General features: G+C 64.7%; 26 protein-coding genes. 10 read left to right on the top strand and 16 right to left on the bottom strand.

The features are described from left to right. Positions 1–24 precede the first annotated feature (24 nt). From TP2_RS06040 to TP2_RS06025, 4 genes are read left to right on the top strand one after another with little or no spacing between them, the layout of a single operon-like run. On the top strand, positions 25–705 hold the full coding sequence (locus TP2_RS06040) for an SURF1 family protein (protein WP_038074862.1): 681 nt from the start codon (positions 25–27) through the stop codon (positions 703–705). A 9-nt stretch (positions 706–714) separates the two neighbouring features. Beyond that, positions 715–2,112: a threonine synthase gene (gene thrC, locus TP2_RS06035; protein WP_038074861.1), complete on the top strand. Its 1,398-nt coding sequence runs from the start codon at positions 715–717 to the stop codon at positions 2,110–2,112. Continuing rightward, a complete protein-coding gene (locus TP2_RS06030) occupies positions 2,109–3,368 on the top strand; it encodes a M16 family metallopeptidase (RefSeq protein ID WP_038074860.1) in 1,260 nt (419 codons plus the stop codon). The genes thrC and TP2_RS06030 overlap by 4 nt, the downstream gene beginning before the upstream one ends. Continuing rightward, complete coding sequence (locus TP2_RS06025) at positions 3,368–3,952, top strand: GNAT family N-acetyltransferase (RefSeq protein ID WP_038074859.1); 585 nt, start codon at positions 3,368–3,370, stop codon at positions 3,950–3,952. Before TP2_RS06030 ends, TP2_RS06025 begins: the two co-directional genes overlap by 1 nt. Before the next feature lie 312 nt (positions 3,953–4,264). On the opposite strand, the gene metG is transcribed toward TP2_RS06025, so the two are convergent. From metG to TP2_RS05965, 12 genes are all read right to left on the bottom strand, one after another. Continuing rightward, positions 4,265–5,974 (bottom strand): methionine--tRNA ligase, encoded by a 1,710-nt coding sequence (metG, locus tag TP2_RS06020; protein WP_038074858.1) that lies wholly within the window; start codon positions 5,972–5,974, stop codon positions 4,265–4,267. 228 nt (positions 5,975–6,202) lie between these two features. Then, on the bottom strand, positions 6,203–6,424 hold the full coding sequence (gene rpmE / locus TP2_RS06015) for a 50S ribosomal protein L31 (protein ID WP_038074857.1): 222 nt from the start codon (positions 6,422–6,424) through the stop codon (positions 6,203–6,205). 11 nt (positions 6,425–6,435) lie between these two features. Next, positions 6,436–6,813, bottom strand: a complete 378-nt coding sequence (gene rplS / locus TP2_RS06010) for a 50S ribosomal protein L19 (protein WP_038074852.1) — start codon at positions 6,811–6,813, stop codon at positions 6,436–6,438. A gap of 314 nt (positions 6,814–7,127) precedes the next feature. Beyond that, the gene (locus TP2_RS06005; RefSeq protein ID WP_038074850.1) at positions 7,128–7,346 is read right to left on the bottom strand and encodes a hypothetical protein; all 219 of its coding nucleotides are present in this window, start codon (positions 7,344–7,346) and stop codon (positions 7,128–7,130) included. 103 nt (positions 7,347–7,449) lie between these two features. Next, positions 7,450–8,268, bottom strand: coding sequence for a tRNA (guanosine(37)-N1)-methyltransferase TrmD (gene trmD, locus TP2_RS06000; RefSeq protein ID WP_038074849.1), 819 nt, complete (start codon positions 8,266–8,268; stop codon positions 7,450–7,452). Continuing rightward, the gene (locus tag TP2_RS17925) at positions 8,261–9,076 is read right to left on the bottom strand and encodes a hypothetical protein (RefSeq protein ID WP_051692262.1); all 816 of its coding nucleotides are present in this window, start codon (positions 9,074–9,076) and stop codon (positions 8,261–8,263) included. The genes trmD and TP2_RS17925 overlap by 8 nt, the downstream gene beginning before the upstream one ends. 4 nt (positions 9,077–9,080) lie before the next feature. Continuing rightward, a complete protein-coding gene (rimM, locus tag TP2_RS05990) occupies positions 9,081–9,587 on the bottom strand; it encodes a ribosome maturation factor RimM (RefSeq protein WP_038074842.1) in 507 nt (168 codons plus the stop codon). Positions 9,588–9,682: 95 nt separating this feature from the next. Further along, positions 9,683–10,072, bottom strand: a complete 390-nt coding sequence (rpsP, locus tag TP2_RS05985) for a 30S ribosomal protein S16 (RefSeq protein WP_038074841.1) — start codon at positions 10,070–10,072, stop codon at positions 9,683–9,685. A 46-nt stretch (positions 10,073–10,118) separates the two neighbouring features. Then, complete coding sequence (locus TP2_RS05980) at positions 10,119–10,415, bottom strand: chorismate mutase (RefSeq protein WP_038074840.1); 297 nt, start codon at positions 10,413–10,415, stop codon at positions 10,119–10,121. Further along, on the bottom strand, positions 10,412–10,954 hold the full coding sequence (locus TP2_RS05975) for a GNAT family N-acetyltransferase (RefSeq protein ID WP_038074839.1): 543 nt from the start codon (positions 10,952–10,954) through the stop codon (positions 10,412–10,414). Before TP2_RS05975 ends, TP2_RS05980 begins: the two co-directional genes overlap by 4 nt. 4 nt (positions 10,955–10,958) lie before the next feature. Then, the gene (ffh, locus tag TP2_RS05970) at positions 10,959–12,455 is read right to left on the bottom strand and encodes a signal recognition particle protein (RefSeq protein WP_038074836.1); all 1,497 of its coding nucleotides are present in this window, start codon (positions 12,453–12,455) and stop codon (positions 10,959–10,961) included. A gap of 198 nt (positions 12,456–12,653) precedes the next feature. Beyond that, positions 12,654–13,226: an FMN-dependent NADH-azoreductase gene (locus tag TP2_RS05965; protein ID WP_038074835.1), complete on the bottom strand. Its 573-nt coding sequence runs from the start codon at positions 13,224–13,226 to the stop codon at positions 12,654–12,656. Positions 13,227–13,329: 103 nt separating this feature from the next. Here TP2_RS05965 and TP2_RS05960 point away from each other — a divergent pair, with 103 nt between their 5' ends. Then, positions 13,330–14,226 carry a LysR family transcriptional regulator gene (locus tag TP2_RS05960; protein ID WP_038074834.1) on the top strand — a complete coding sequence of 299 codons (897 nt, stop codon included), beginning with the start codon at positions 13,330–13,332 and terminating at the stop codon, positions 14,224–14,226. Between the two features lie 7 nt (positions 14,227–14,233). On the opposite strand, the gene TP2_RS05955 is transcribed toward TP2_RS05960, so the two are convergent. From TP2_RS05955 to TP2_RS05940, 4 genes are read right to left on the bottom strand one after another with little or no spacing between them, the layout of a single operon-like run. Next, positions 14,234–15,493, bottom strand: a complete 1,260-nt coding sequence (locus tag TP2_RS05955) for an OpgC family protein (RefSeq protein WP_051692259.1) — start codon at positions 15,491–15,493, stop codon at positions 14,234–14,236. After that, positions 15,486–17,297 (bottom strand): glucans biosynthesis glucosyltransferase MdoH, encoded by a 1,812-nt coding sequence (gene mdoH / locus TP2_RS05950; protein ID WP_038074832.1) that lies wholly within the window; start codon positions 17,295–17,297, stop codon positions 15,486–15,488. The genes TP2_RS05955 and mdoH overlap by 8 nt, the downstream gene beginning before the upstream one ends. Position 17,298: 1 nt before the next feature. Continuing rightward, entirely contained in the window at positions 17,299–17,511 is a 213-nt protein-coding gene (locus TP2_RS05945; protein WP_157617056.1) for a hypothetical protein, read from the bottom strand. Further along, entirely contained in the window at positions 17,508–19,157 is a 1,650-nt protein-coding gene (locus TP2_RS05940; protein ID WP_038074824.1) for an OpgD/OpgG family glucan biosynthesis protein, read from the bottom strand. The genes TP2_RS05945 and TP2_RS05940 overlap by 4 nt, the downstream gene beginning before the upstream one ends. A gap of 417 nt (positions 19,158–19,574) precedes the next feature. Here TP2_RS05940 and TP2_RS05935 point away from each other — a divergent pair, with 417 nt between their 5' ends. From TP2_RS05935 to TP2_RS05915, 5 genes are read left to right on the top strand one after another with little or no spacing between them, the layout of a single operon-like run. After that, positions 19,575–22,571 (top strand): monovalent cation/H+ antiporter subunit A, encoded by a 2,997-nt coding sequence (locus tag TP2_RS05935; protein ID WP_084714011.1) that lies wholly within the window; start codon positions 19,575–19,577, stop codon positions 22,569–22,571. After that, on the top strand, positions 22,571–22,909 hold the full coding sequence (locus TP2_RS05930; protein WP_038074823.1) for a Na+/H+ antiporter subunit C: 339 nt from the start codon (positions 22,571–22,573) through the stop codon (positions 22,907–22,909). Before TP2_RS05935 ends, TP2_RS05930 begins: the two co-directional genes overlap by 1 nt. After that, positions 22,909–24,597: a monovalent cation/H+ antiporter subunit D gene (locus TP2_RS05925; RefSeq protein WP_084714088.1), complete on the top strand. Its 1,689-nt coding sequence runs from the start codon at positions 22,909–22,911 to the stop codon at positions 24,595–24,597. Before TP2_RS05930 ends, TP2_RS05925 begins: the two co-directional genes overlap by 1 nt. A gap of 14 nt (positions 24,598–24,611) precedes the next feature. Beyond that, on the top strand, positions 24,612–25,103 hold the full coding sequence (locus tag TP2_RS05920) for a Na+/H+ antiporter subunit E (RefSeq protein WP_038074822.1): 492 nt from the start codon (positions 24,612–24,614) through the stop codon (positions 25,101–25,103). Continuing rightward, the gene (locus TP2_RS05915; protein ID WP_038074819.1) at positions 25,100–25,369 is read left to right on the top strand and encodes a K+/H+ antiporter subunit F; all 270 of its coding nucleotides are present in this window, start codon (positions 25,100–25,102) and stop codon (positions 25,367–25,369) included. The genes TP2_RS05920 and TP2_RS05915 overlap by 4 nt, the downstream gene beginning before the upstream one ends. Positions 25,370–25,379 lie beyond the last annotated feature (10 nt).

The raw sequence follows: 25,379 nt of genomic DNA, 5'->3' as shown, positions 1-25,379 counted from the left end.
CCCTCGCGCCGCTTCGTCGGAGGGCTGATGAAACGCTATATCTTTCCGCTGCTTCTGGGCATCGTCGGCTGTGCGATTCTGATCTCGCTCGGGATCTGGCAGGTGCAGCGACTGGGCTGGAAAGAGGCGATGCTGGCTGAGATCTCGGCCAAGATCGAAGGGCAACCGCAGGCGCTGCCGGCGACGGGCTCCGATACCAAGCCGCTGAAATACGAGCCGGTGCATGTCGCGGGCCGCACGACGGGGCAGGAGATCCTCGTGCTCTCGGGCCAGAAAGGTGTCGGCGCGGGCTACCGGGTGATCGACGCCTTCGAGACCGATCAGGGCCGCAAGATCCTGCTCGATCGTGGCTTCATCCCCGAAGACGCGAAGGGCACGGCCCGCCCCGCCACCGATCTGAGCGTCACCGGCAACCTCCACTGGCCCGAAGAGGCCGACAAATACACGCCCGCACCCGATGCCAAGACCGGTATCTGGTTCGCCCGCGACGTGCCCGCGATGGCCGCCAAGCTCGGGACCGAGCCCGTTCTGGTCGTCGCCCGCACCGTTCAGGGGGATGCGCAGGGTATCACGCCGGTCCCCGTGACCATCACCGGCATCCCGAATGACCATCTTGGCTACGCAATCACCTGGTTTTTGCTCGCAATCGTCTGGGCCGGGATGACAATCTTTCTTCTCTGGCGTATCAGGCGGCAACCGGCCTGAGGATTGACGATGCGTTATGTTTCCACGCGGGGCAAAGCCCCGGTTCTGAATTTCGGCGATGCGATGCTCACGGGGCTTGCCCGTGACGGCGGGCTTTACGTCCCCGAGACCGTGCCGCAGTTCTCCGCCGATGAGATCGCGGCGCTTGCGGGGCTCTCTTACGAAGAGACCGCGTTCCGCGTGATGAAGCCCTTCGTCTCCGAGACCTTCTCGGACGAGGAACTGCGCGGCGCCATCACCCGCGCCTATGCGGGCTTCGGCCATGTCGCCCGCGCGCCGATGGTGCAGCTTGCGCCGAACCATTTCCTGCTCGAACTGTTCCACGGCCCGACCCTCGCGTTCAAGGATTTCGCGATGCAGGTGATCGGGCAGCTCTTCCAGATCGAGCTGGAGAAGCGCAACCAGAAGATCACCATCGTCGGCGCCACTTCGGGCGATACCGGCTCGGCGGCGATCGAGGCTTTCCGCGGGCTCGACAATGTGGATGTGTTCATCCTCTTCCCGCATGGCCGCGTCTCGGAAGTGCAGCGCCGCCAGATGACGACGCCTATCGAGGGCAATGTCCACGCGCTCGCGCTCGACGGTGATTTCGACGATTGCCAAGGCAAGCTGAAGGACATGTTCAACGATTTCACCTTCCGCGACGAGGTTGGCCTTGCGGGCGTGAACTCGATCAACTTCGCCCGCGTGCTGGCGCAGATCGTCTATTACTTCTCTGCCGCCGTGGCGCTTGGTGCACCGCAGCGCAAGGTCTCCTTCACCGTGCCGACCGGCAATTTCGGGGACATCTTCGCGGGGTTCCTTGCGAAGGAAATGGGCCTTCCGATCGAGCGTCTGGTGATCGCGACGAACCAGAACGATATCCTGCATCGCTGCCTTTCGAAGGGTGATTACACCAAACAGGGCGTGACGCCCTCGATCTCGCCGTCGATGGATATCGAGGTGAGCTCGAACTTCGAGCGCGCGCTGTTCTGGGCCTATGGCAAGGACGGGGCCGCAATCGAGAAGCTGATGGAGGAGCTGAAAACCGAGGGCTCTTTCACCGTCTCGGACAACGCGATCGGCGCGCTGCGCGACATCTACGACAGCGGTTCGGTGGGTGAGGCGCGCACGCTCGAAGAGATCGGCGACACCCTGAAGGAAACTGGCGAGCTGCTCTGTCCGCATTCGGCGGTCGGCGTCAACGTTGGCAAACAGGCCGTCGCGCGCGATCCTGCCACGCCGATGATCACGCTTGCGACCGCGCACCCCGCGAAATTCCCCGATGCGGTGGAAGAGGCGACGGGCATCCGCCCCGAGCTGCCGCCGCGCATGGCGGATCTGTTCACCCGCGAGGAGCGCGTGACCCGCGTGCCCAATGATCTCGATGCGCTCGAAGCGCTGATCCGGGAGCGTCGCCGCACATGATCGAGATGACGACCCTGAAGAACGGCCTGCGCATCATCACCGAGAAGATGCCCGGCCTCGCCTCGGCCTCGATCGGGATCTGGGTGACCGCCGGTGGCCGTCACGAGCGCCCCGAGCAGAACGGCATCGCGCATTTCCTTGAACACATGGCGTTCAAGGGCACGAAGACGCGTTCGGCTTTGCAGATCGCCGAGGCGATCGAGGATGTGGGCGGCTATATCAACGCCTATACCTCGCGCGAGATGACCGCCTATTACGCCCGTGTGCTGGCCGATGACGTGCCGCTCGCGCTCGACGTGATTTCGGACATCCTGCTGAACCCGGTCTTCGATCAGCGCGAGATCGAGGTGGAGCGCGGCGTGATCCTGCAGGAAATCGGCCAGTCGCTCGACACGCCCGACGACGTGATTTTCGACTGGCTGCAAGAGGCGGCCTACCCGGATCAGCCGATGGGCCGCACGATCCTCGGCCCGGCCGAGCGTGTGCGCAGCTTCGCGCGCGACGATCTCGCCCGTTTCGTGTCCGAGCATTACGGCCCCGACCAGATGATCCTCTCGGCCGCCGGGGCCGTCGATCACGCCGAGATCGTGAAACGTGCCGAGGATATCTTCGGCGATCTGCGCCCCGCGTTGAACCCCGCGCCGCAGGCCGCGAGTTGGACGGGCAATGAACGCCGCGAGATCAAGTCGCTCGAACAGGCGCATTTCGCGCTTGGCATCGAGGGGCCGAGCTATCGCGACGCCGATCTCTACACCGCGCAGGTCTATTCGGTGGCGATGGGCGGCGGCATGTCCTCGCGCCTGTTCCAGAAGATCCGCGAGGAGCGGGGCCTGTGCTACACGATCTTCTCGCAGGCGGGCGCCTATGAGGACACCGGCATGTTCACCGTCTATGCCGGAACCTCGGGCGAGGAGATCCGCGCACTGGCCGAGTTGACCATCGACGAGATGAAGCGCGCCGCCGAAGACATGAGCGAGGCCGAGATCGCGCGCGCTCGTGCGCAGATCAAGGCGGGGCTCCTGATGGGGCTGGAGAGCGCCTCGTCGCGGGCCGAGCGCATGGCGCGCAGCCTCAATATCTGGGGCCGGGTGCCGGGCATCGACGAGGCCTCGGCCCGGATCGACGGCGTGACCCGCGACGCGGTGCGCGACTTCGGCGAACGTCTGGCTATTGGCGGGCGCACGGCGATGGCGCTTTACGGCCCGGTGAAGGACGCGCCCGAGCTTGGGGAGTTGCGCGAGAGGCTTGCCGCTTGATGTTCGCGCGCCGTCGCCAGCTTCGGATCGATACGGAGCGGATGGTCCTGCGCCCGCCGCAGCATGGTGATTACCGGTCCTGGGCAGGTCTGCGCGAAGAAAGCCGCACTTTCCTCGTGCCATGGGAGCCGAGCTGGTCGCCGGATCATCTCAGCCGAAAGGCCTTCTCGAACCGTGTCTATTGGGCAGCGCGCGCCATCGCGAGCGGTACGGCCCTGCCGGTCTTCTTGATCTCGCGCGCGGATGACACGCTGCTTGGCGCCATCACTTTGGACAATATCCGTCGCGGCCCCGCGCAATCAGGCACGCTCGGCTATTGGATTGGTCAACGCTACGCCCGGCAGGGCTATATGCGTGAGGCGATCGAGGCGCTCGTGCATCACGCCTTCACCAAGCTCGACCTGAGCCGGATCGAGGCTGCCTGCCTGCCGGAGAATGGCCCTTCGCGCGGGGTTCTGGAGAAGTCAGGCTTCAAATACGAGGGTGTCGCGCAGAGTTATCTGCAGATCAATGGGCGCTGGCGCAATCACGTTCTTTATTCCAACCTGCGGCCAGACCGGCGCGGGCGAACCGATGTGGGCTAAGGGACGCTGTCTCTCTATCGTCGCCGGACCGCGATACGCATCGCAATCAAGAGGGGGCTCTGCCCCCTCGGCGCTTCTGGCGCCTCACCCCCGAGATATTTCCATCAAGAAGAAGCAAATACGCCCGGCTCGAACCCTCTTCGGGCAGCAGGCCGGGCGCTTCTCCTTGAGCGGTCATCGGCGTCTCCGCCTGTACCGCACAGTTAGTCTGGCCCGATTCTGGTTAAGAGAATCTGACCCTTCTTCTTGATCCAAATATCTCGGGGGTGAATGGCCAAAGGCCAGAGGGGGCAGCGCCCCCTCTTTTAGGGATCAGTCCCGCGTGCCGGCGAAACGGTCCTGCCAGGCTTCGCGCTCCTCGTCCGAGATCTTGCGGAAGAGCACCTCGGGTGTGGTGAAGGCATGGCCCGCGGGAAGCGCGGTAAGCGCGGTTTTTACATCCTCGGGCCAGCTACGATCCTCGGTCTGCATCGCGTCCAGCATCAGCTCTGCGGCATCGGGAATGAAGGGCGCCGAAAGCACGGCGTAGAGCGGGATCAGGTTCAGCGCCAGGCGCGCGATGGCGGCGGCCTGATCGGGATCGGTCTTGAAGACGGACCAGGGGGCTGCAGCCTGAAGATATTCATTGCCGGCCACCCAGATCGCGCGCAGTTCACCCGCGGCCTTGCGGATGTCTTTCTCTTCCATATGCGTCTCATAGGCGCGGATGCGGGTGCTCAGCTCCTCGGTCAGCGCTGTCTCCTGATCGCCCCAGGTCCCGCCCTCGGGGATCGCCTCGCCGAATTTCGAGCGGGTGAATTTGGTGATCCGACTGACGAAATTGCCCAGAACGTCCGCAAGATCTTTGTTCACCGAAACCTGGAAGTTCTCCCACGTGAATTCGGCATCGGCGCTCTCGGGCGCGTGGCTCAGAAGCCACCAGCGCCAGTAATCGGCGGGCAGGATTTCCAGCGCCTGATCCATGAAGACGCCGCGCCCGCGCGAGGTCGAGAACTGGCCACCATCGTAGTTCAGGTAGTTGAACGACTTGATGTAATCCACGAGCTTCCACGGCTCGCCCGAGCCGAGGATGGTCGCGGGGAAGCTCAGCGTGTGGAAGGGCACGTTATCCTTGCCCATGAACTGGGTATAGGTCACGTCCTCCGCACCCTTGTCGGTGCGCCACCAGCGCTCCCAGTCGCCGCCTGTCTTCTCGGTCCATTCCTCGGTCGCGGCGATATATTCGATCGGCGCGTCGAACCAGACGTAGAAGACCTTGCCTTCCATGCCCGACCAGGGCGCTCCCTCGAACTGAGCAGGGACGCCCCAGCTGAGGTCGCGGGTAATGCCGCGATCCTGCAAGCCGTCGCCGTCGTGGAGCCATTTCTTCGCGATCGAGGTCGTCAGCACCGGCCAGTCGGTCTTGCTATCGATCCAGGCGTCGAGCTGATCCTTCATCGCCGATTGGCGCAGGAAGAGATGCTTGGTCTCGCGCATCTCCAGATCGGTCGAGCCCGAGATCACCGAATGCGGGTTGATCAGGTCCACAGGGTCGAGCTGCTTGGTGCAGTTGTCGCACTGATCGCCGCGTGCGCTCTCGAAGCCGCAATTCGGGCAGGTGCCCTCGATATAGCGGTCGGGCAGGAAGCGTCCGTCGGCCTTGGAATACATCTGCTGCTCGGTGACTTCGCGGATCAGCCCGGCCTCGGCCAGCTTGACCGCGAAATGCTGCGTCAGGCGGTGGTTCTGCGGGCTCGACGAGCGGCCGAAATGATCGAAGCTGAGACGGAAGCCTTCTGCGATCTTCGCCTGCACGTCATGCATCTCGGCGCAATACTCCGCGACCGGCTTGCCGGCCTTGGCGGCGGCCAGCTCGGCCGGTGTGCCGTGCTCGTCGGTGGCGCAGATGAACATCACCTCGTTGCCCCGCGCGCGCTGGTAGCGGGCGAAGAGATCAGCCGGCAGCTGCGAGCCCACGAGGTTCCCGAGGTGCTTGATGCCGTTGATATAGGGAATGGCCGAGGTGATGAGATGGCGCGCCATGAAGACCCTCTTGCGTGTCTGCGGTTTGGGCGCGGTTTACTAGGGAATCAAGGGAAGGGCTAGGGGGCGCGGCCAGTATCTGGAGACCAGTATCTGGCGGCCAGTATCTGGGGGTCCATCCCCGTGCGCGGCTCTGATGTCGTGAAGCCGTGCGTCAGACCATCAGTTGCGCAATGAAAAAGGGCGCCCCGAAGGCGCCCTTTTCCGAAACGGTCATGCAGCTCAGGCTCAGAAGCCGAGGCCCGCATATTTGTTCTTGAACTTCGACACACGGCCACCGGTGTCCATCAGGCGCGACGAGCCGCCGGTCCAGGCCGGGTGCGAGGTCGGGTCGATGTCGAGCGTCATCGTGTCGCCTTCCTTGCCCCAGGTCGAACGGGTCTGGTACTCGGTGCCGTCGGTCATCTTGACGGTGATCATGTGGTAGTCGGGATGGATTTCCGCTTTCATAGTCCCGCTCCTTACGCGTCGGCTTTGGGTTTGTAGGTGGTGTCTTCGGCGATACGGGCCGATTTGCCGCGACGCGAACGCAGGTAGTACAGCTTCGCGCGACGGACGCGGCCACGGCGGACCACTTCGATCGAGTCGATGTTGGTCGAGTAGAGCGGGAACACACGCTCCACGCCTTCGCCGAAGGAGATCTTGCGCACGGTGAACGACGCCGCCAGCGTGTCGCCGCCCTTGCGGGCGATGCAGACGCCTTCATAGGCCTGCACGCGCGAACGGGTGCCTTCGGTGACTTTGTAGCCAACGCGGATGGTGTCGCCGGCTTTGAAATCCGGGATGGTCTTGCCGAGGCTGGCGATCTGCTCCGCCTCGATCTGTGCGATCAGGTTCATCGCTGTTTCCTTTCGATGCTCACGGTTTTTCCCGTGAAGGTTTCGCCGCCTCAGAGCTCCGCGTCTTCGCCGGGTCCGGTCGCCTGTATCAGGGTCGCGCCCGCGGGAGGGTTCAGGTCGTCTTTCGCTTTTGCGCCCTTTGCCGGGCCTTGGAGCGGGCCGAAGAAGGCGCCGCCGGGCAACAGCAAAAGGGTCCGAGGGCCGATTCCGGTCCGGACCCGCGCGTATTACGGGGAAATGACCAATGTGGCAAGGGGAAAGCTGGGGTTCAGCCCTTGTGGGCTTGGCGACTTCGAGCGGTCTGGGCGACGGCGCTATTTCTCGGTCTCGTTTGGGGTCGTCGTCGGAGTTTCCGTGCGCTCTTGCACCTCTTTAAGGAACCGACGGAAAGCGCGTCCGGGCACGATGCTGAAGATATTCATTAGCCCCAGAAAGAAAAAGAGCTTGTAGTCGATCACATAGCCAAGAACGGTGACAGCGATCGAAAACGCTTCCTCAAAGATAAATTGGGTCTTCCAACTTTTGAAATTCATGAACGAACTCTGCGTTGTCCGCGAGGTCGTAAAAAAGCCACATCGCGAACTGCCTATGATGAAATTGAAGTCATCTTAGCGCGAGACCGGTAGTTGGGAACGCCTAGTCTTTCTTCGCTGCGTGCTTCTCCCACAGATCCGGCCGCCGTTCCTGCGTCAGCTTCTCGCTCATCTCGCGGCGCCACGCTTCGATCTTCTTGTGGTTGCCCGAGGTCAGCACCTCGGGGATCGTGCGGCCTTCCCATTCAGCAGGGCGGGTGTATTGGGGGTGCTCCAGCAGCCCGCTGGAATGGCTTTCCTCCACCGCCGACTCGGCATTGCCGAGCACGCCCGGGATCAGCCGCACGGTGGCGTCGATCAGCACCTGGGCGGCCACTTCGCCGCCGGTGAGGACGAAATCGCCGATCGAGACCTCCTCGACGCCGAAATGCTCCAGCACGCGCTCGTCCACGCCCTCGAACCGTCCGCAAAGAAGCGTCATCCCGTCGGCCTCGGCGAAGCGGCGCGCCATCGCCTGATCGAAGGGCTTGCCGCGCGGCGAGAGGTAGATGACCGGCCAGCGTGCGCGGTCCTCGGGCGTGCCGATCGCCGCTTCGCTCAGCGCGGCGCCCACCACATCGGCGCGCAGCACCATGCCCGCGCCGCCGCCTGCGGGCGTGTCGTCCACGTTGCGATGCTTGCCGATACCGAAGGGGCGCAGGTCGATGGTCTCCAAAGCCCACAGACCCAGCTCGCGTGCGCGGCCCAGGAGGCTCAGTCCCAGCGTTCCCGGGAAGGCCTCAGGGAAGAGCGTGACGATCTTTGCCGTCCATGCGCCTTTCAGGCGCGCGGGCTCCTCCATCAACGTGCGCGGCTTGCGCGAAGCGGAGATGCTCAGCCGCCCGTGGGATTTCGTCGCGAGGGTGGGTTTGTCGTCAGTCATCGCTCTTCACCTCTGCCTCTTCACGCCAGGCTGCGCGCAGCACGTCGCGTTTTTTCTCCTGCGCGGCCTCGCGCGGCAAGCCCTCCGCGTTGATCGCGGCAAGCGTATCGGCGAGGACGGCGCGATCCACCGCGCTCGGTCGGGCATTCGCGGTCACCCCGGCTTCGATGGGCGCGCGCGCGGCGAGCGAGATACCCATGCGATCGAGAAGCGGGGTGAGCGGCCCACGCGGATAGGACAGCGTCTCTTCGAGCGCCACCGAGGTCACGCGGGCCGGAGCCACGGCAGTCTCGATGTCGCGCAGAGTTGGTGCGATCTCGAAACCGTCAAGCCGCGCGCGAAACGCGGTGAGGGGTTCGCCCAGTGTGCCGGTGCGCACATGCTGCCAATGCAGGCTGTCGATCCAGGCGGATGTCTCGCGGATGGTCAGGAACATCTCGAGATCAAGCGCCGACCCATAGGCCGCCCAGAACACTTCGGCCAGTGCGGCCATGAGAGCGGGGGCGGCGGCATAATCGAGCACCCCGTCGCGCCCCGGCATGTGGCCGGACAGCCCTTCGATCGAGATCACGGCCTGCTTCGTCCCCTTCGGCAACGCGTCGGCCCAATCGGCCAGCGCCGCCTGATAGAGGCCCAGCTCCATCGGGTCGCGCGTCAGCGAATAGGCTCGGGCGGCGGCGGAGGCATCGGGGATATCCTCGCGGAGCGCGATCGCCCAATCGGGCAGATGCGTGCGGGCCGCGCGCAGCCCCGTCTGGATGGTGGAGGTGCCGGTCTTGTGAAAGCCCGGATGGACGATCACGCGCATCGGCTCACAGGTCCTCGGGCGGGTCGGCGACGATGCGGCCAGCGGCGAGGTCGACGGTCGGCACGGCGGCCTTGGTAAAGGGCAGCAACAGCGCCTGCTTGCGGCCCGGGGCGAAGATCTCGAGGAAATCGCCAGCGCCGTGATTGTGCACCGCGCGCACCGTGCCGAGCTTCGCCCCGCCGGTGTCGACCACTTCGAGACCGATCAGATCGGCATGATAGAATTCATCATCGGGCAGCGAGGGCAGGTTCTCGCGCTCGGTCCAGAGCGTCACGCCGCGCAGCGCATCGGCCTGTTCCTTCGTTTCAACGCCCGAGAGGTGTACGCCCAGCCCGTTCTTGAGCGGGCGAGAGAGCGTCACGTCGAAACTGCGGCTGCCATCCTCGGTGTAAAGCGGCGCATAATCCACGATATCCTCGGGCTCGGCGCAGAAGCTTTTCAGGCGCACCTCGCCCTGCACGCCGAATGCTCCGGCGATGGCGCCGACACAGACACGGTCGGGAAGGGTCATGCGGTACTCCTGATTCTGAGAAAAGCAGTCCTGAAAGGGGCAGGGGCCGGACGCGAGAAGCGCCCGGCCCGCCAGCCATCCACCGTGCTGGCGGATTATTCTTCCGCGGCAGCCTCTTCAGCCGGAGCGGCAGCAGCTTCAGCGGCCTCGGCAGCTTTCGCGGCTTTCTCTTCGGCGCGTTCCTGAGCTTTCTTGCCCGGGACGGCTTTCTTCATGTTGGCGCGTTCCTGCTTTTCCATTTCGCCAGCGGCTTCGAGGAAGCGGGCAATACGGTCGGTCGGCTGGGCGCCCTGGCTCAGCCAGTACTTCACGCGCTCCATGTTCATCTTCACGCGCTCTTCGCTGTCTTTCGGCAGCAGCGGGTTGTAGGTGCCCAGCTTCTCGATGAAGCGGCCGTCACGCGGCATGCGCGAGTCGGAGGCGACGATCGAGTAGAACGGACGCTTCTTGGAGCCCCCACGGGCGAGGCGGATCTTCATAGCCATGACAGTTATCTCCTTTGGATGGCTGGTGAGCGGGCCATCTGGCCCGTCATTTCTGGAATTTCTCGTGGTGACGGATCACTTCCGAAATCACGAAGTTAAGGAATTTCTTGGCAAATTCCGGGTCGAGACCGGAATCGAGTGCCAGTTTCTCGAGCCGCGCGATCTGCTGTTCTTCGCGCGCGGGATCGGAGGGCGGGAGCGCGTGCTCGGCCTTGAGCTTGCCCACGGCCTTGGTCTGGGCAAAGCGCTCGGCCAGCGTCCAGATCAGGACCGCATCGAGCCGGTCGATGCTGTCGCGATGTTCCTTCAGAAGCTCGGCGGCACGGGTGATTGCGTCGCTCATGCTGCGGCCTCCTGCGGTTCGGGGTGGCGCCAGACCACGATCGGCGGCTCGCCCGGATGGGCGGCGGTCGGATCGGGGCGCGCGCCCAGACGTTCGGCCAGTGCGGACGAACGGGTGTTGTTCGGGTCGATATAGCTGACCGCGGTGGACCAGTTCAGATCGCGGAAGGCATGGGCGATCACGGCGCGCGCGGCCTCGGCCACGTAACCCTTGCCCTCTGCGTCCTGCGACCAGACCGACCAGGCGATCTCCGCCTCGGGCCAGCTCTCGGGCATCCAGGGGCCGACCGCGCCGAAACCCTGATCCGAGCCGCGCTCGGTCATGATGAACATGCCCCAGCCGCGCAGAACCCAATGGCCGGTGATCGCCGCGAAGCTGCGCCAGGCATCTTCGGCGGTGGGGTTCTTGACCGGGCGAAACCAGTGACCGCGCTCGGAAAGGTAGAAGTCGCGCCATGCCTCCCAGTCCCGCGCCTGCGGGGCGCGAAGCACGAGACGCTCGGTCTCGAGAACAGGAGTGGGGGACAGCGCGACGGTCATCGGATCACTTCTTCTTGCCGAAGCCCGACAGGCCCGGCGGCAGCGCGCCGCCGAGACCACCAAGGCCACCCGGAGGCAGCTTGCCGCCCATCGCCTTCGCCGCGGCTTCGACCTCGGCGGGGTCCATGTTCGCCAGATCGGGCATGCCGCCCTTGCCGCCCATCATCTTCATCGCCTGCTTGAGCATGCCGCCCTTGCCCATCTTGGCCATCTTCTTCATCGAGTCGGCCATCTGACGGTGCATCTTCAGGAGCTTGTTGAGCTCGGAAACCTCAAGCCCCGCACCCGCCGCGATACGCTTCTTGCGGCTGGCTTGCAGCAGCTGCGGGTTGGCACGCTCCTGCTTGGTCATCGAGTTGATCAGCGCGATCTGGTGCTGGATGGTCTTGTCGCTGAGGCCCGCCTCTTCGGCCTGCTTGGCGTATTTCGCCATGCCCGGCATCATGCCCATGACGCCCTGCATCCCGCCCATCTTGAGCATCTGCTCAAGCTGGCCACGCATGTCGTTCATGTTGAACAGGCCTTTCTGGAAGCGCTTGGCCATGCGCTCCGCCTGTTCCTTCTCCAGCGTTTCCTGCGCGCGCTCCACGAGGGCGACGATATCGCCCATGCCGAGGATGCGGCCCGCGATACGCTCGGCCTCGAAGGTCTCGAGCGCGTCCATCTTCTCGCCCAGACCCACGAAGCGGATCGGCTTGCCGGTGACCGCGCGCATCGAGAGCGCCGCACCGCCACGACCGTCGCCGTCCATCCGGGTCAGCACGACGCCCGAGACGCCGACCTTCTCGTCGAACTCGGTCGCGACGTTGACGGCATCCTGACCGGTCAGGCCATCGACCACGAGCAGCGTTTCACGCGGCTGCGCCACGTCGCGCACCGCCTGCACCTCATCCATCAGCACTTCGTCGATATGCAGACGGCCCGCGGTGTCGAGCATGTAGACGTCATAGCCGCCGAAAGTTGCCTGCTGCTTGGCGCGCTTGGCGATCTGCACCGCGTTCTCGCCCTTCACGATCGGCAGCGTGTCGACGCCGATCTGAGTGCCGAGGATCGCGAGCTGCTCCATGGCGGCCGGGCGGTTGGTGTCGAGCGAGGCCATCAGCACGCGCTTGCCTTCGCGGTCCTTGAGACGCTTGGCGAGCTTCGCGGTGGTGGTGGTTTTCCCCGAGCCCTGAAGACCGACCATCAGGATCGGCGCGGGCGGGTTGTCGATCTTGAGCGCATCGGCCGGGCCTTCGCCCGAGAGCATCGCGATCAGCTCGTCATGGACGATCTTCACGACCTGCTGGCCGGGGGTGACCGATTTGGTGACGGCAGCACCCGTGGCCTTGCCCTCGACCGCCTTGATGAACTGGCGCGCGACGGGCAGCGAGACATCGGCCTCAAGCAGCGCCACGCGCACTTCGCGCAGCGCGGTTTTCACGTCCTCGGCGGAAAGCGCACCTTGTTTGGTCAGCCGGTCGAAGACGCCGCCTAGGCGCTCTGATAGACTTTCGAACATGGGCCACCCTCCTAGGTTTGGGGCCGTGACAAACGACAAGCGCACCAGTGGGCGCAACGCGCTGACTGGTGGCGATCCCGACCGCATGCCGGGACCGGAGGGATTCGTCCTCCGGGGAAATCTCGCGTGGATTATGACAAAGGCCCCGCGGAGTCAACCACGGGGCCAGTCAGGGGAGGAACAGGAAGGGGACGCGGATTAGGCCGCGAGATGGAGAATCTGCTCTTCGGCCTTGGCAACGGCGGCGTTCTCATCGACCGCAACGCCTTCGGCGGCAATGATCGTCACATCGGAGATGCCGATGAAGCCGAGCACCTGCTTGATATAGGGGGTCGCGAAATCGAAGGCCGATCCGACCGGCACGCCGCCCGACGCGTAAGCGATGATCACGCGCTTGGGCCCGGCGAGGCCTTCGGGACCAGCTTCGGTGTAACGGAAGGTTTCGCCGACGCGGCAGATCTGGTCGATCCAGGCCTTGAGCGGGCCGGTCACGCCGAAGTTGTAGACGCCGCAGCCGATCACGACGGTGTCGGCCGATTTCAGTTCCGCGATCAGTTCGTCGGAAAGCGCGAGGAGGGCTTTCTGCTCGTCGCTGCGCTGGTCAGCCGGGGTGTAGGCCGCGCCGATCCAGGCGCCGTCGATGGACGGGATAGTGGTTGCGTTGCGCGCGATCACTTCTCCGCCGAGCTGGTCGACGACCTTGTCGGTGAGGCGCTTGGTAATCGAGGCATCGCCTTTGATCGAGCTGTCGATCCGAAGAATCTTGGTCATTGGGGGAGGGCTCCGTTCACAATGTTGGTGGCCTATAGGATGGCTATTGCATTTAGGAACTCAACGGGCATGATCGAGCATGTAATGTTCATGGGTGCACAAAATGGGTTTTGACAGCTGGGACGAAATTCGCACGGCCTTTCAGGTCGCGCGGATCGGGACCGTTTCGGGAGCCGCGGAAGTTCTGGGCGTTCACCACGCAACGGTGATCCGCCATGTCGACGCGCTGGAGGACAAGCTTGGAACCAAGCTCTTCCAACGCCATCCGCGTGGTTACACGCCGACCGAGGCAGGCCAGCAATTGCTGTCGGTGGGGCAGGCGACCGAAGATCAATTCAGCCAGCTCGCCGCCCGGATCGCGGGCGCGGGCGAAGAGGTGACGGGCGAGTTGATCGTGACCTCTCTGACCGCGGTGTCGGTTCTGGTGTTGCCCGCGATGGAAAAGCTGCTTGGCGAATATCCGGGGCTTCGGCTGCGCTATCTCACCGATCAGCGCGTGTTTCGGCTGGAATATGGCGAGGCCCATGTCGCGATCCGCGCCGGCAACCGCCCGACTGAGCCCGACAACGTCGTGCAATCGCTGGGCCGGATGCAGAATGCGCTTTACGCGAGCCACGCCTATGTCGAGCGCTACGGCATTCCGCGCTCCAAGGAAGAGCTGGCGCAGCATCGCTTCGTCTCGATCGACAACCGCGACAGCCGCGCCCCTTTCTATCGCTGGCTGCGTGAGAACGTACCGGACGAGCAGGTGGTCTTCCGGGCGAACGAGCATGAAAGCCAGGTAGAAGCGATCAAGGCCGGACTTGGTCTCGGCTTCCTGACCGTGCCGATGGGGCGCGCCGATCCGACGCTTGAAGAGGTGGTGAAACCCTATGACACCTGGGACACCGATCTATGGCTGGTGACCCATGTGGATCTGCATCGCACGCCGAAAGTTCAGGCCGCAGTGAAGGCTATCAAGGAGCAGACGCGGAACTCTGACGGGCTCATCACGCCCTGAGGTCACGTCAGCGTGCCGCAGAGCGGGTCCGGCGCGGTGGCATCGGCACCGGGCTGTTGCCCGCGTTCAGTGCAACGGTAGGCTCGAAGGCCAGCTGCGGCCCCGATACTTCGCGCTGACGTTTGCGCCGTGCGATCGCCTTCGGTCCCAGCCGGTCGCGCGCGAACGCAAAGCCCAGTTGCAGCGCCAGGCCCGTCCCGATGATCAGCGTGTCCTGCCCCAGCCCGCCGGGATGGATCTGCTTGATCGCCTGCGCGGCGATGGCAAGGATCGTCCCGAGTGCAAAGATCGGCAGGGAATGCTGCCCCAGCAACCGGATCGGCGCCACTGCGCGCGCTGCGGCGATGCGCGGCACGATCCCCGGCAGCGAGAGGATATAGACGAGCGCCAGAAGATGCGTCAGGCGCGGCAGCGAAACGAAAGTCTTGTCGAAGCCCGCGATGAAGAAAGGCACGCCCCATTGGCGCAACTGCCAAGTGCCGTGACCGAAGGTCTCGAGCATCCAGTCGGAGTGGACCCAGGCGAAGGTCAGCATCAGCCAGCCCGCCGCGAGTGCCACGATCCAACCGCGCACCGGCACCAGCCGCTTGCCCTCGCGGATCGCGAGCCCGGTCAGGATGCCGAGGCTGAACACCAGTTGCCAGGCGAGCGGATTGAAGAACCAGCCTCCCTGCATCGGATAGTTCGGCACGTTCAGCCGGAACAGACCCGTCACCGCCCAAAGCCCGACCGAAGTCGCCAGCAAGGCCCATTGGCTGCGCTGCCCGATCCGGATCAGCGCCGGCGCCATCAGTAATAGCGCCATATACATCGGCAGGATGTTCACGTAGCCCAGCTGATGGCCGAGCGTCGCGATCCCGATCAGGAAGCCGAACGGATCGCTGCCATAGGTCTTGAAGGCGTTCTTCGCGAGCATCGCCTCGTTGCCCCAGAACTGCACTGCGGCCGAGACGATGGCGATCGCCCAGACCGCCGTGAGGATATGGACCAGATACAGAAGCCATGCGCGGCCCCAGAGTCGCGACGTGCCCTCCCAGCTCAGCCCCTTCGCGAGCGCCGGCCCATAAGCCAGCGCGGCGGCCAGACCCGACATGAAGACGAATCCTTCCGCTGCATCCGAGAAACCCAGATTTCGCGAGGTGAAATTCTCGTAGAGATTACCCGGGATATGATCGATGAAGATCATGATCAGCGCGAGGCCGCGGAACAGGTCGATCCGCAGGTCGCGCCCGGTTTTCATGGGCAGGGGGGCAGAGCGCTCAGGCATGGGCGGGGCTCCGGGAGGCCGCGCTTATCGGCGCGAGCTGGGCAGGGTCGGGGGTCGGGAAAGCGTTCTCCCAGCGAGTGAAGATCGCGTCATGCAGGCCCACCACGCGCGGGGTCGCCACTTCGCTCGGCACCAGCATCAGTCGCGAACGTGAGGGCTGCGAGGACCACGAAATCAGCCAGGGAGCGGCGATCATCGGCAACCCGACCGGCAGAAGCCACAGCAGCAGCCCCGGCGCGAGCAGATCGGTCAGCACGAGCCCGCCAAGGCCGATCGCGACGATCCACCAAGACGCCGCGAACCCCTCGGTGAGGCTCATGCGCCCGTCGCCGCGATTGTTCGTGGGCCAGCCGCCGTCACGCCCCATCAGTACCTGGAAGACGGAGCGTGTCGCGAAGGCCAGAAGCACCGGAGCGGTGAGCGAAGAAAACATCAGTTCCGCCAGCGTCGAGGCGAAGGCCAATGTGCCGCCACCAAAACCGCGCGCCGAACCGATCAGCGCCGCGCGGCCCGCGATCAGCAGTTTCGGCACCAGCAGAAGTCCGAAGATGCCGATGGCGAGGCCGATCGCTTTCGAGGCCTCGGATGGCGGGAAGTAGGGGAAGGGCCAGTAGGGTTCGGGGAAGTAATCCGGCGGCGGCACGAACAAAGGTGCCGCGATCGAGGCCGCGAGGAAGCCCAGCCAGAACAGCGGCGCGATATAGGCCATGATGCCTTGCGCAAAGACGAAGCGGGACCAGCCGCGCAGCCCCGGAGCCCCGATGATGCGCGCATGTTGCAGGTTGCCCTGGCACCAGCGGCGGTCGCGCTTGGCGTGATCGACGATGTTCTCCGGGCCCTCCTCGAACGACCCTTCCAGATCGTCGTCGAGCCGCACCAGCCAGCCCTTGCGCGCCAGCAGCGCCGCCTCGACATAGTCGTGGCTCATGACATGGCCCCCGAAGGGCGGCTCACCCTTCAGCGCGGGCAGGCCACAGCTCTCGGCAAAGGCGCGGGTGCGAACGATGGCGTTATGGCCCCAGAACGGGCCGGTCTTGCCTTGCAGCATCGCGAGGCCGCGCGCAAAGACCGGCGAGAAGAAGCTTGCCGAGAATTGCATCGCACGGGCAAAGCGCGAGCGGCCCCGGATCACCTTGGGCAGGGTTTGCAGCAGGCCCAGACGCGGCTCGGCCTCAATCCGGCGGATCATCTGCAGGATCGTCTCGCCTTCCATCAGGCTGTCGGCGTCGAGGATCAGCGCGTAATCATAGGCCGCGCCCGAGCGGGTGATGAAATCCTCGATATTGCCCGCCTTCTTGCCGATATTGTTGATCCGGCGGCGGTAGAAGAAACGGCCAAGCCCGTTCCGCTCGTCCACGAGATGGGCAAAAACGCGCGCCTCGCGCTCGGCGATGTCGTCCTTGCGGGTATCCGAGAGGATCGCGAAATGGATCGTGGCGGGGTCGCGGGTCGCGGCCAGAGAGGCATCCATCGCAGCCACCCGCGAGAAGGTCGCGACCGGGTCTTCGTTATAGACCGGTACGAGAACAACGGTGCGCCCGCGGATCGGGGCTTGGGTGTCATAATCGGGCGGCGCGGCGCGCGAACTCAAACCGATCAGCGCCTGCACTGCGCCCCAGGCGAGCCAGAGCGTCGAGATCAGGATCAGCACTGCGCGCACGACATCGAGCGTCTGCAGCCCGTCGGCCTGACCGAATTGCAAAAACAGCACGAAAGCCCCGATGCCGGCCAGCGCCGAGAGCCCTAGCGCGAGGGCGCGCAGGGCGATCAGGACGGCGCCGCGAGGACGCGTGAGCGCGGTCATGTCAGGTGCCTTCCCCGACGGGGCGGCGGGTGAACAGACGCGCGAGGCGGGTGCTCAGGCTCAGATCGGGCTCGATCTGTTGCGGCGGCATTGCCATCGGAGCTGCGGGCAGCGCACAGGGGCCAGCGATCAGCGCCTCGGGGGAGGTGGGGCGCATGGGGCGGGCTTGCTCGGTCATCGCGGGGACTGCGGGCAGGTCGAGATGGGACATCATGATTTATTCCACTGGTAAAGCCAGGTTTCGGAGAGGCTCCGTCCGAAACCCGATAGATGCGCGGAAAGTTCCACCGGCGCGTCGCCATCGGCGGAAACATCCAGCACGAGCCGCCACACGCCGTCCTGCTCCACCTTCGACAGCGTCTGGGTGACGATCTTGCCCTTGCTGGCATGGGTGACCGGTTTGATCTTGTCGGCCGCCGATCCGGGCAGGCGCGAAATCTCTCCGTCCTTGAAATCAATGACGAATTTCCGGGTGCCCTTGGTGTTTTCCACGCCCGAGACGCCACCTTCGCCCGCCCGCGTCTCCTCGATATGAGCGCGGGTATCCGCCGGATCGGGGGGCAGGTCACCCCATTCCAGCCGATAGGCGAATTCCAGCGCATCGCCAGCCTTCGCGGGCGCTTCGGGCACCCAGAAGGCCACGATGTTGTCATTCACTTCGAGGTTCGACGGGATCTCGACGAGCCGCACCATCCCTTTGCCCCAGTCGCCTTTCGGGGTCACGCGCACCGAGGGGCGGCGCTCATAATGGGCCGAGGCGTCCTGGTAATGGTCGAAGTCGCGGTCGCGCTGATAAAGGCCGAAGCTCTTGGGCGCAACTTCCGAGAAATAGGACGACGCGAGCTTGCCGGGGTTCTGCAGCGGACGCCAGATCTTGTCGCCATCGGCCTGCTCGATCGCGAGCCCGTCGCTGTCATGCACTTTCGGACGGTAATCGTCGAAATCCGAGCGGTTGCGCGGGCCATAAAGGAACATCGAGGTCAGGGGTGCGACGCCGAGCTGCTGGATATCGGCACGGATGAAGAGCCGTGCGGTCACATCCATCACCGTCGCTTCGCCGGGGGTGATGACGAAGCGATAGGCGCCGGTCAGAGATTGCGAGTTCATCGCAGCATAGACCGTGATCGTATTCGCGCCCGGTTGCGGAGTCTCGATCCAGAACCGGGTGAAGCGCGGGAATTCCTCTGCGACGGACAAGCCGGTATTCACCGCAAGCCCACGGGCCGAAAGCCCATAGGCCGAACCGCGGCCGAGCGCGCGGAAATAGGAGGCGCCCTGAAACGCGATCAGCTCGTCCATGATGTCGGGGCGGTTGATCGGGCTATGCAGGCGGAAACCCGCGACGCCCGGAAGGGCGGCGTGTTCGGGGACGATCTGGCGCGCCTCGCGCTCGTAGATGAAATCGTCGGTGTTGAATTCCATCGGGCGCGACTGGTCGGCCTCGACGGTAAAAAGCTGCACCGGCTCCTTGAAAAGCCAGCCCAGATGGAAGGCCTGAAGCTCGAAACGCGTGTTCTCTATATCGGCGAAACGCGCTTTCGCGGGGTCGAAACGGATCAGCCGGTAGCTGTCATAGGTCAGCTTGCTGAGGAAATCCGCCGAGCTGGTCGCGGGCGGTACCGGGTCGCCTTTCGCGGCCTGCTGCATCTCGGCGGCGAGCGCGTCGAACGAGAAGGGCGTTTGCTGCGGTGCAGCGGGTGCGGCAGTCGCCGGCGCGGCATCGCCCGCAGGTTGTGCGTCCTGCGCCATGAGAGGGCGCGGAACGAGGCCCGCTGCGGCGAGGCAGCCCATTGCGGAGCCGGCGCGCAGAAGCTGGCGGCGGGTAAGATTGGACACTGGCAAGGTGCGGGAATGAGGCATGTGTTTCCCTGCGATAACAGTCGCTTCGCGTCCTTAAATAGGAGCGGATCGATTTTTGCATAGTCACAGGGTCGCGAAACTTGCAAGAGGTCTTGCGCGCTCGGAGCCGCCGGAGGGGCCGAGCCATGCGAAATTTGCATAACCCTGCCCATCCATGCGCAGAAAAGCGCGGTTTCCCGCCGATGTTGCGCTCTTCCGATCACAGTTCGCTGCGAGTGCGAAATCCTGAAGGATGGCGGGCGACCGGGCTTTGTGGGCGCTAACGGTCGAATCCGGGGCGATTCTGGCGCTGATTCCGCCCCACGGCGCTTGACAGGCGAGACCCTCATGCGCAGGTAAAGGAAAGCTTGCGCGGGGGGGAGCAATGCGCGCGCATCTTTCGCCCCAAGGCCCGCCAAAGAACGGACCGGAGAGAAAATGTCGCCTGCCCTGATCGCCGCCTTGCCCTTCCTTGGCGCTGCCCTGCCGTCGATCCTGATCCGCACCGGACGCAACAATGCCGCCGCGGTCGCCGCGCTCTTTACCGGGCTCGCGCTGCTGGGGCTCCTGTTGAACCTGCCGACGGTGCTGGCCGGGGGTGTGGTCGAGACCAAGATCGACTGGCTGCCCTGGCTGGGTCTGAACGTTAATTTCTGGATCGACGGCCTGGGGATGCTGTTTGCGACGCTGATCCTCGGGATCGGTCTGCTGATCATCCTCTATGCGCGCTACTACCTGTCGAACCGCGATCCGGTCGGTCAGTTCTATACCTACCTGCTGCTGTTCCAGGGCGCGATGGTGGGCATTGTTCTGTCGGACAATATCCTGCTCCTGCTGATCTTCTGGGAGCTGACTTCGCTCTCGTCCTTCCTGCTCATCGGCTATTGGAAGCACCTGCCCGAAGGCCGTCAGGGCGCGCGGATGGCGCTGACCGTGACCGGGATGGGCGGGCTGTCGATGATCGCGGGGATGCTGATCCTCGGCCATATCGCGGGCAGCTACGACATCTCGGAGATCCTCAAGCACAAGGATGCGATCCAGGCGAGCCCCTACTACATCCCGGCGCTGCTGCTGATCCTTGGGGGCGCGTTCACCAAATCCGCCCAGTTCCCGTTCCATTTCTGGCTGCCCCACGCGATGGCGGCCCCCACGCCCGTCTCGGCCTATCTGCACTCGGCGACGATGGTGAAGGCGGGGCTCTTCCTGATGGCGCGGATGTGGCCGGTGCTCTCGGGCACGCCGGAATGGTTCTATATCGTGGCCTCGGTCGGGCTCTTCACGATGTTCATCGCGGCGCTGATCGCGATCTTCAAGCATGACATGAAGGCGCTTCTGGCCTTCTCGACCGTCTCGCATCTCGGGCTGATCACCTTCATGCTGGGCCTTGGCACCGAGGCAGGCGCGCTGGCCGCGGTGTTCCACATCATCAACCATGCGACCTTCAAGGCGGCGCTCTTCATGAGCGCGGGCATCGTCGATCACGAGACAGGCACGCGCGACCTGACCCGGATCTCGGGGCTGCGCAAGCTGATGCCGATCACCTTCACCATCGCGACCATCGCGGCGCTGTCGATGGCGGGTATTCCCTTCTTCAACGGGTTCCTCTCGAAAGAGATGATGCTCGAGGCCGCCGCCCATACGAGCTGGCTCAACAATGACTGGCTGATCCCGGCGATGGCGACGCTCGCGGCGCTGTTCTCGGCAACTTACGCCTTCCGCTTCATCACCCACGCCTTCTTCGGCCCGGTCTCGGAGGACCTGCCGAAGAAACCGCATGACCCGAATTTCGGGATGTGGCTGAGCCCCGGTTTCCTCGTGGTCCTCGTGCTCGCAATCGGTCTCTTCCCGATGGCGGTGGCCGGGCCCTATGTCCAGATGGCGACGAACGCGGTCGTGGGCGGCGGCTATCACATGCACCCGCTCAAGATCTGGCACGGGGTGACCCCGGCGCTGATCATGTCGGCCATCGCGGTGATCGGCGGTATCATCTTCCTCGGCGCCCATGCGCCGCTGCAAAAGATCTGGGACAAGACCCCGCGCCCCGAGGCGAAGGCGATCTTCGACTGGATCATCGACAAGGCGCAGGCGCTGGCGGCCTTCATCACGCAGGGCCTGCATACGGGCTCGATGGCGCGCTACCTGATGCTGTTCACCGTGGCCTCGGTCGCGGCGGGGCTTTACGCCTTCTCGACCGGCACGATCGGGGCGCCGACGCGCGAGCTCACCCCGGTCAACGGCGCGGCCATCGCGGCGTGGATTCTGCTGCTGACGGCGGCACTCTCGATCGTGGCCTTCCACCACAACCGTATCCTCGCGCTGGTGATGATCGGGATCGTCGGGCTGATCGTCTCGATCTCCTTCATCTTCCTCTCGGCGCCGGACCTCGCGCTGACGCAGATCTCGGTCGAGGTGGTGACGGCGGTGTTGATGCTCTTGGCGCTGAACTTCCTGCCCAAGGTCACGAAGACGGAATCGAGCCGGATGAAGCTCGGCTTCGACGCGGGTCTCGCCATCGTCGCGGGCGTCGCGGTGACGGGGCTGATCTATGCGCTGATGACCCGCGATTTCGCCTTCCCGACGATGTCGGGTTACATGCTCGACAACAGCTACAACCTCGCGGGCGGCGACAATGTGGTGAACGTGATCCTCGTCGACTTCCGGGGCTACGATACTTACGGCGAGGTCACGGTGCTTGGCATCGCGGCGCTGGTGATCTTCGCGCTGACCGAGGCGTTGCTGCAGGGCGCGTCGTCGCGCAAGCTGATCGCGTGGCGGCCGGATGTGGCGCGTGGCGGCGACAAGCACCCGCTGATGCTGCTGATCGTGACCCGCGTGATGATGCCGATCGCGCTGGTGGTCGGGCTCTATATCTTCCTGCGCGGGCATAACCAGCCGGGCGGCGGTTTCATCGCCGGTCTGGTCGTGGCGATCGCGCTGGTCACGCAATACATGGCCTCGGGCTTCGCCTGGACCCAGGCGCGCCAGAAGGTCTATTACCACGTGCTGATCGCGGCAGGTGTGCTGGTCGCCGGGATCACCGGGGCGGGGGCGTTCTTCAACGACATGCCCTTCCTCACCTCCGATTTCGGCTATGTGAAACTGCCGGGCCTCGAGAAGTTCGAACTGGCAACCGCGGCAGGCTTCGATCTTGGCGTGTTCCTGGGCGTCGTCGGCTCCGTCATGCTGGCGCTGGGCGGCCTGAGCCGCCTCGCGCGGCGTGCCGCGATGGGCGAGCAGGGAGGCGAGGATGGCGCGCATATCGCGGCCGAGAAACCCGAGGCGCGGGTGCTTGCCCCGCTCGCCGCCGGGCCATACCCGCCCGAGGCCAAGGTGCCCCGCCGCTGGTGGAAGACCGCCCGCGCCGCACCGGAGGCGACCCAGGCCGAGCGTGACACGATCCACGAGAACAAGAAGACCAACGGAGGCGATCACTGATGGAACTGCTTGTCGCTTCCGCCATCGGCGTGCTGACCGCCGCCGGCATCTACATGATCCTGCGCCTGCGCAGCTTCCCCGTCGTGGTGGGCATGTCGCTGCTGTCCTACGCGGTCAACGTGTTCCTGTTCGCCACGGGTCGTCTGGTCATCAATCAGCCGCCGATCCTGCGTGACGGTGTGACCTCCTATACCGACCCGATCCCGCAGGCGCTGGTGCTGACCGCGATCGTGATCTCTTTCGGGATGACCGCCGTGGTGGTGATGCTCGCGCTCGGCGCCTTCATCGAGGCGAGCAATGACCGGATCGACCTCGATGGCGAGGAGGACGGCCAATGATGGACCACTGGATCATCGCGCCGGTCGTCATCCCGGCAATGCTCGCGCCGCTGATCGTGCTGTGGATGCGTTACGATCTGGTCACGCAGCGCGTGGCCTCGATCCTCGGCATGTCGGTGCTTCTGGTGCTGGCGATCGTGCTGATGGTGTCGGCCTCGATGGGGCCGCCCGAGGTCTACCGCCTCGGCAACTGGGAGCCGCCCTACGGGATCGTTCTGGTGCTCGACCGGCTCTCGGCGCTGATGCTGCTGCTGACCTCGATCCTCGGCCTCGTGATCGTGCTCTATGCGATCGGCTCGGGCTGGGACAAGCGCGGCTGGCATTTCCACTCGTTGATGCAGTTCCAGATGATGGGGATCAACGGCGCCTTCCTGACGGGCGACGCCTTCAACCTCTTCGTTTTCTTCGAGGTTCTGCTGATCGCCTCTTATGGTCTGATGATCCACGGAGGCGGGCGCGCGCGGCTGAAATCGGGCGTGCAATATGTCGTCTACAACCTCGCGGGCTCGACCCTGTTCCTGTTCGCGCTCGGCACGATCTACGCGGTGGCGGGCACGCTCAACATGGCCGATCTGGCGGTGAAAGTGGCGCAGATGCCCGCCGATCAGAGCGCGCTGATCAAGGTGGGTGCTGCGCTTTTGATGCTGGTGTTCGCGGTGAAGGCCGCGTTGGTGCCGTTCCAGTTCTGGTTGCCCGCGACCTATACCAACGCGCCCGGCCCGGTAGCGGCGCTGTTCGCGATCATGACCAAGGTGGGCGTCTATGCGATCGTGCGGGTCTATACGCTGATCTTCCCGATCACCGGCACGACCGGGACGCTTGCCCATGACATCCTGTTGCCCGCCGCGATGGTGACGCTGGTGATCGGCATGGTCGGCATTCTCGGCGCGCGCTCGCTCGGTCGGGTGGTCGCCTATTCGGTGATCGGATCGGTCGGCACGATGATGCTGGCCTTCGCGCAATTCACCCAAGGGGCGACCTCGGCGGGGCTCTACTACATGGTCCATTCCACGCTGGTCGCCGCCGCGCTGTTCCTGATCGCTGATCTGGTGCGCGAGCGCCGGGGGCGCTGGGGGCTGGCGCTTACCGATGCGCCGAAGATCGCCCAGCATGGGCTGATCGCGGCGCTGTTCTTCGCGGGCGCGATCGCGATGGCGGGGATGCCGCCGCTCTCGGGCTTCCTCGGCAAGCTGATGATCCTCGATGCCACGCGCGGACAATGGGGGCTCTGGGCCGTGGTGCTGATCACCTCGCTCATCGCCATCGTCGGTTTCGGGCGCGCGGGCAGCCAGGTGTTCTGGCGCTCCTACGCGGTCGAGGCCGAGGAGGACGAGCGGCCGCAACCCTCGAAAGATGCAAGCTCGCCCGCGCTGGCCTTCACCGCCACGGGGATCCTGCTGGCAGGCTCGGTCGCGCTGACCGTGCTGGCAGGACCGGCAAGCACCTGGCTGCAAGCCACGTCCGCCCAGCTCTTCACGCCCGTGCAATATACCGATGCGGTGCTGGCAGGGGCCGAGGCGCGCGCGCAGGAGGCCGCCCGGATCGGCGCCCATGATCACGGCCATATGGAGGTGATCGAGGAAATGCGCTCCGAAGACGGCCACGCAACGGATGGCACCGCCACCGACGGGCACACAACCGACACCCAGACCGAGACCGGGCATGACGCCCCGGCCGCGACGCATTGAGGGGAGGGACCAAGATGATCCGCAAGATCCTGCCGCACCCCTACCTGACGCTGACGCTCACGATCGTCTGGCTGCTTCTGGCCAATGCTTATACGCTCAACTCGCTGGTCTTCGCGATCCTCGTGGGGCTGGTGATCCCGTGGCTGACCGCACCTTACTGGCCCGCGCGTCCGCGCATCGGTAATCCGGTGAAGATCCTCGAATATATCCTCGTGGTGATCTGGGACATCATCGTCGCCAATATCACCGTGGCGAAGATCGTGCTCTTCATGCCCAATTCCAAGCTGCACCCGGCTTGGGTCTCGGTGCCGCTCGATCTCGTCGAGCCCGAGGCGATCACGGTGCTGGCCGGCACGATCACCATGACGCCCGGCACGCTGACGGCGGAACTGGCCGCCGACGGCCATTCGCTGCTGGTGCACTGCCTGCACGCGCCCGATGCCGATGCGGTGCGCGACGAGATCAAGACCCGCTACGAGGCCCGCCTGAAGGAGATTTTCGAATGATCACCTATGCCCTGATCTTCGCCATCGCCTGCTATTCGCTGGCGCTTCTGTTCAATCTCTACCGGGTCGTGAAAGCGCCCGGCGTGACAGACCGGGTTCTGGCGCTCGACACGATGGCGGTGAACGCGATCGCGATGATCGTTCTGTTCGGGATCTGGGAGGGCACCGCGCTCTTCTTCGAGGCCTCGATCCTCTACGCGATGACCGGTTTCGTGGCGACGGTGGCCTTCGCGAAATTCATCCTGCGCGGCGACATTATCGAGTGAGGGCGTGATG

It is taken from the genome of Thioclava pacifica DSM 10166 (assembly GCF_000714535.1).
GTDB lineage: Bacteria > Pseudomonadota > Alphaproteobacteria > Rhodobacterales > Rhodobacteraceae > Thioclava > Thioclava pacifica.
Note: the sequence above shows the minus strand (reverse complement) of the source record. Positions and strands in the feature narration are given on the sequence as shown.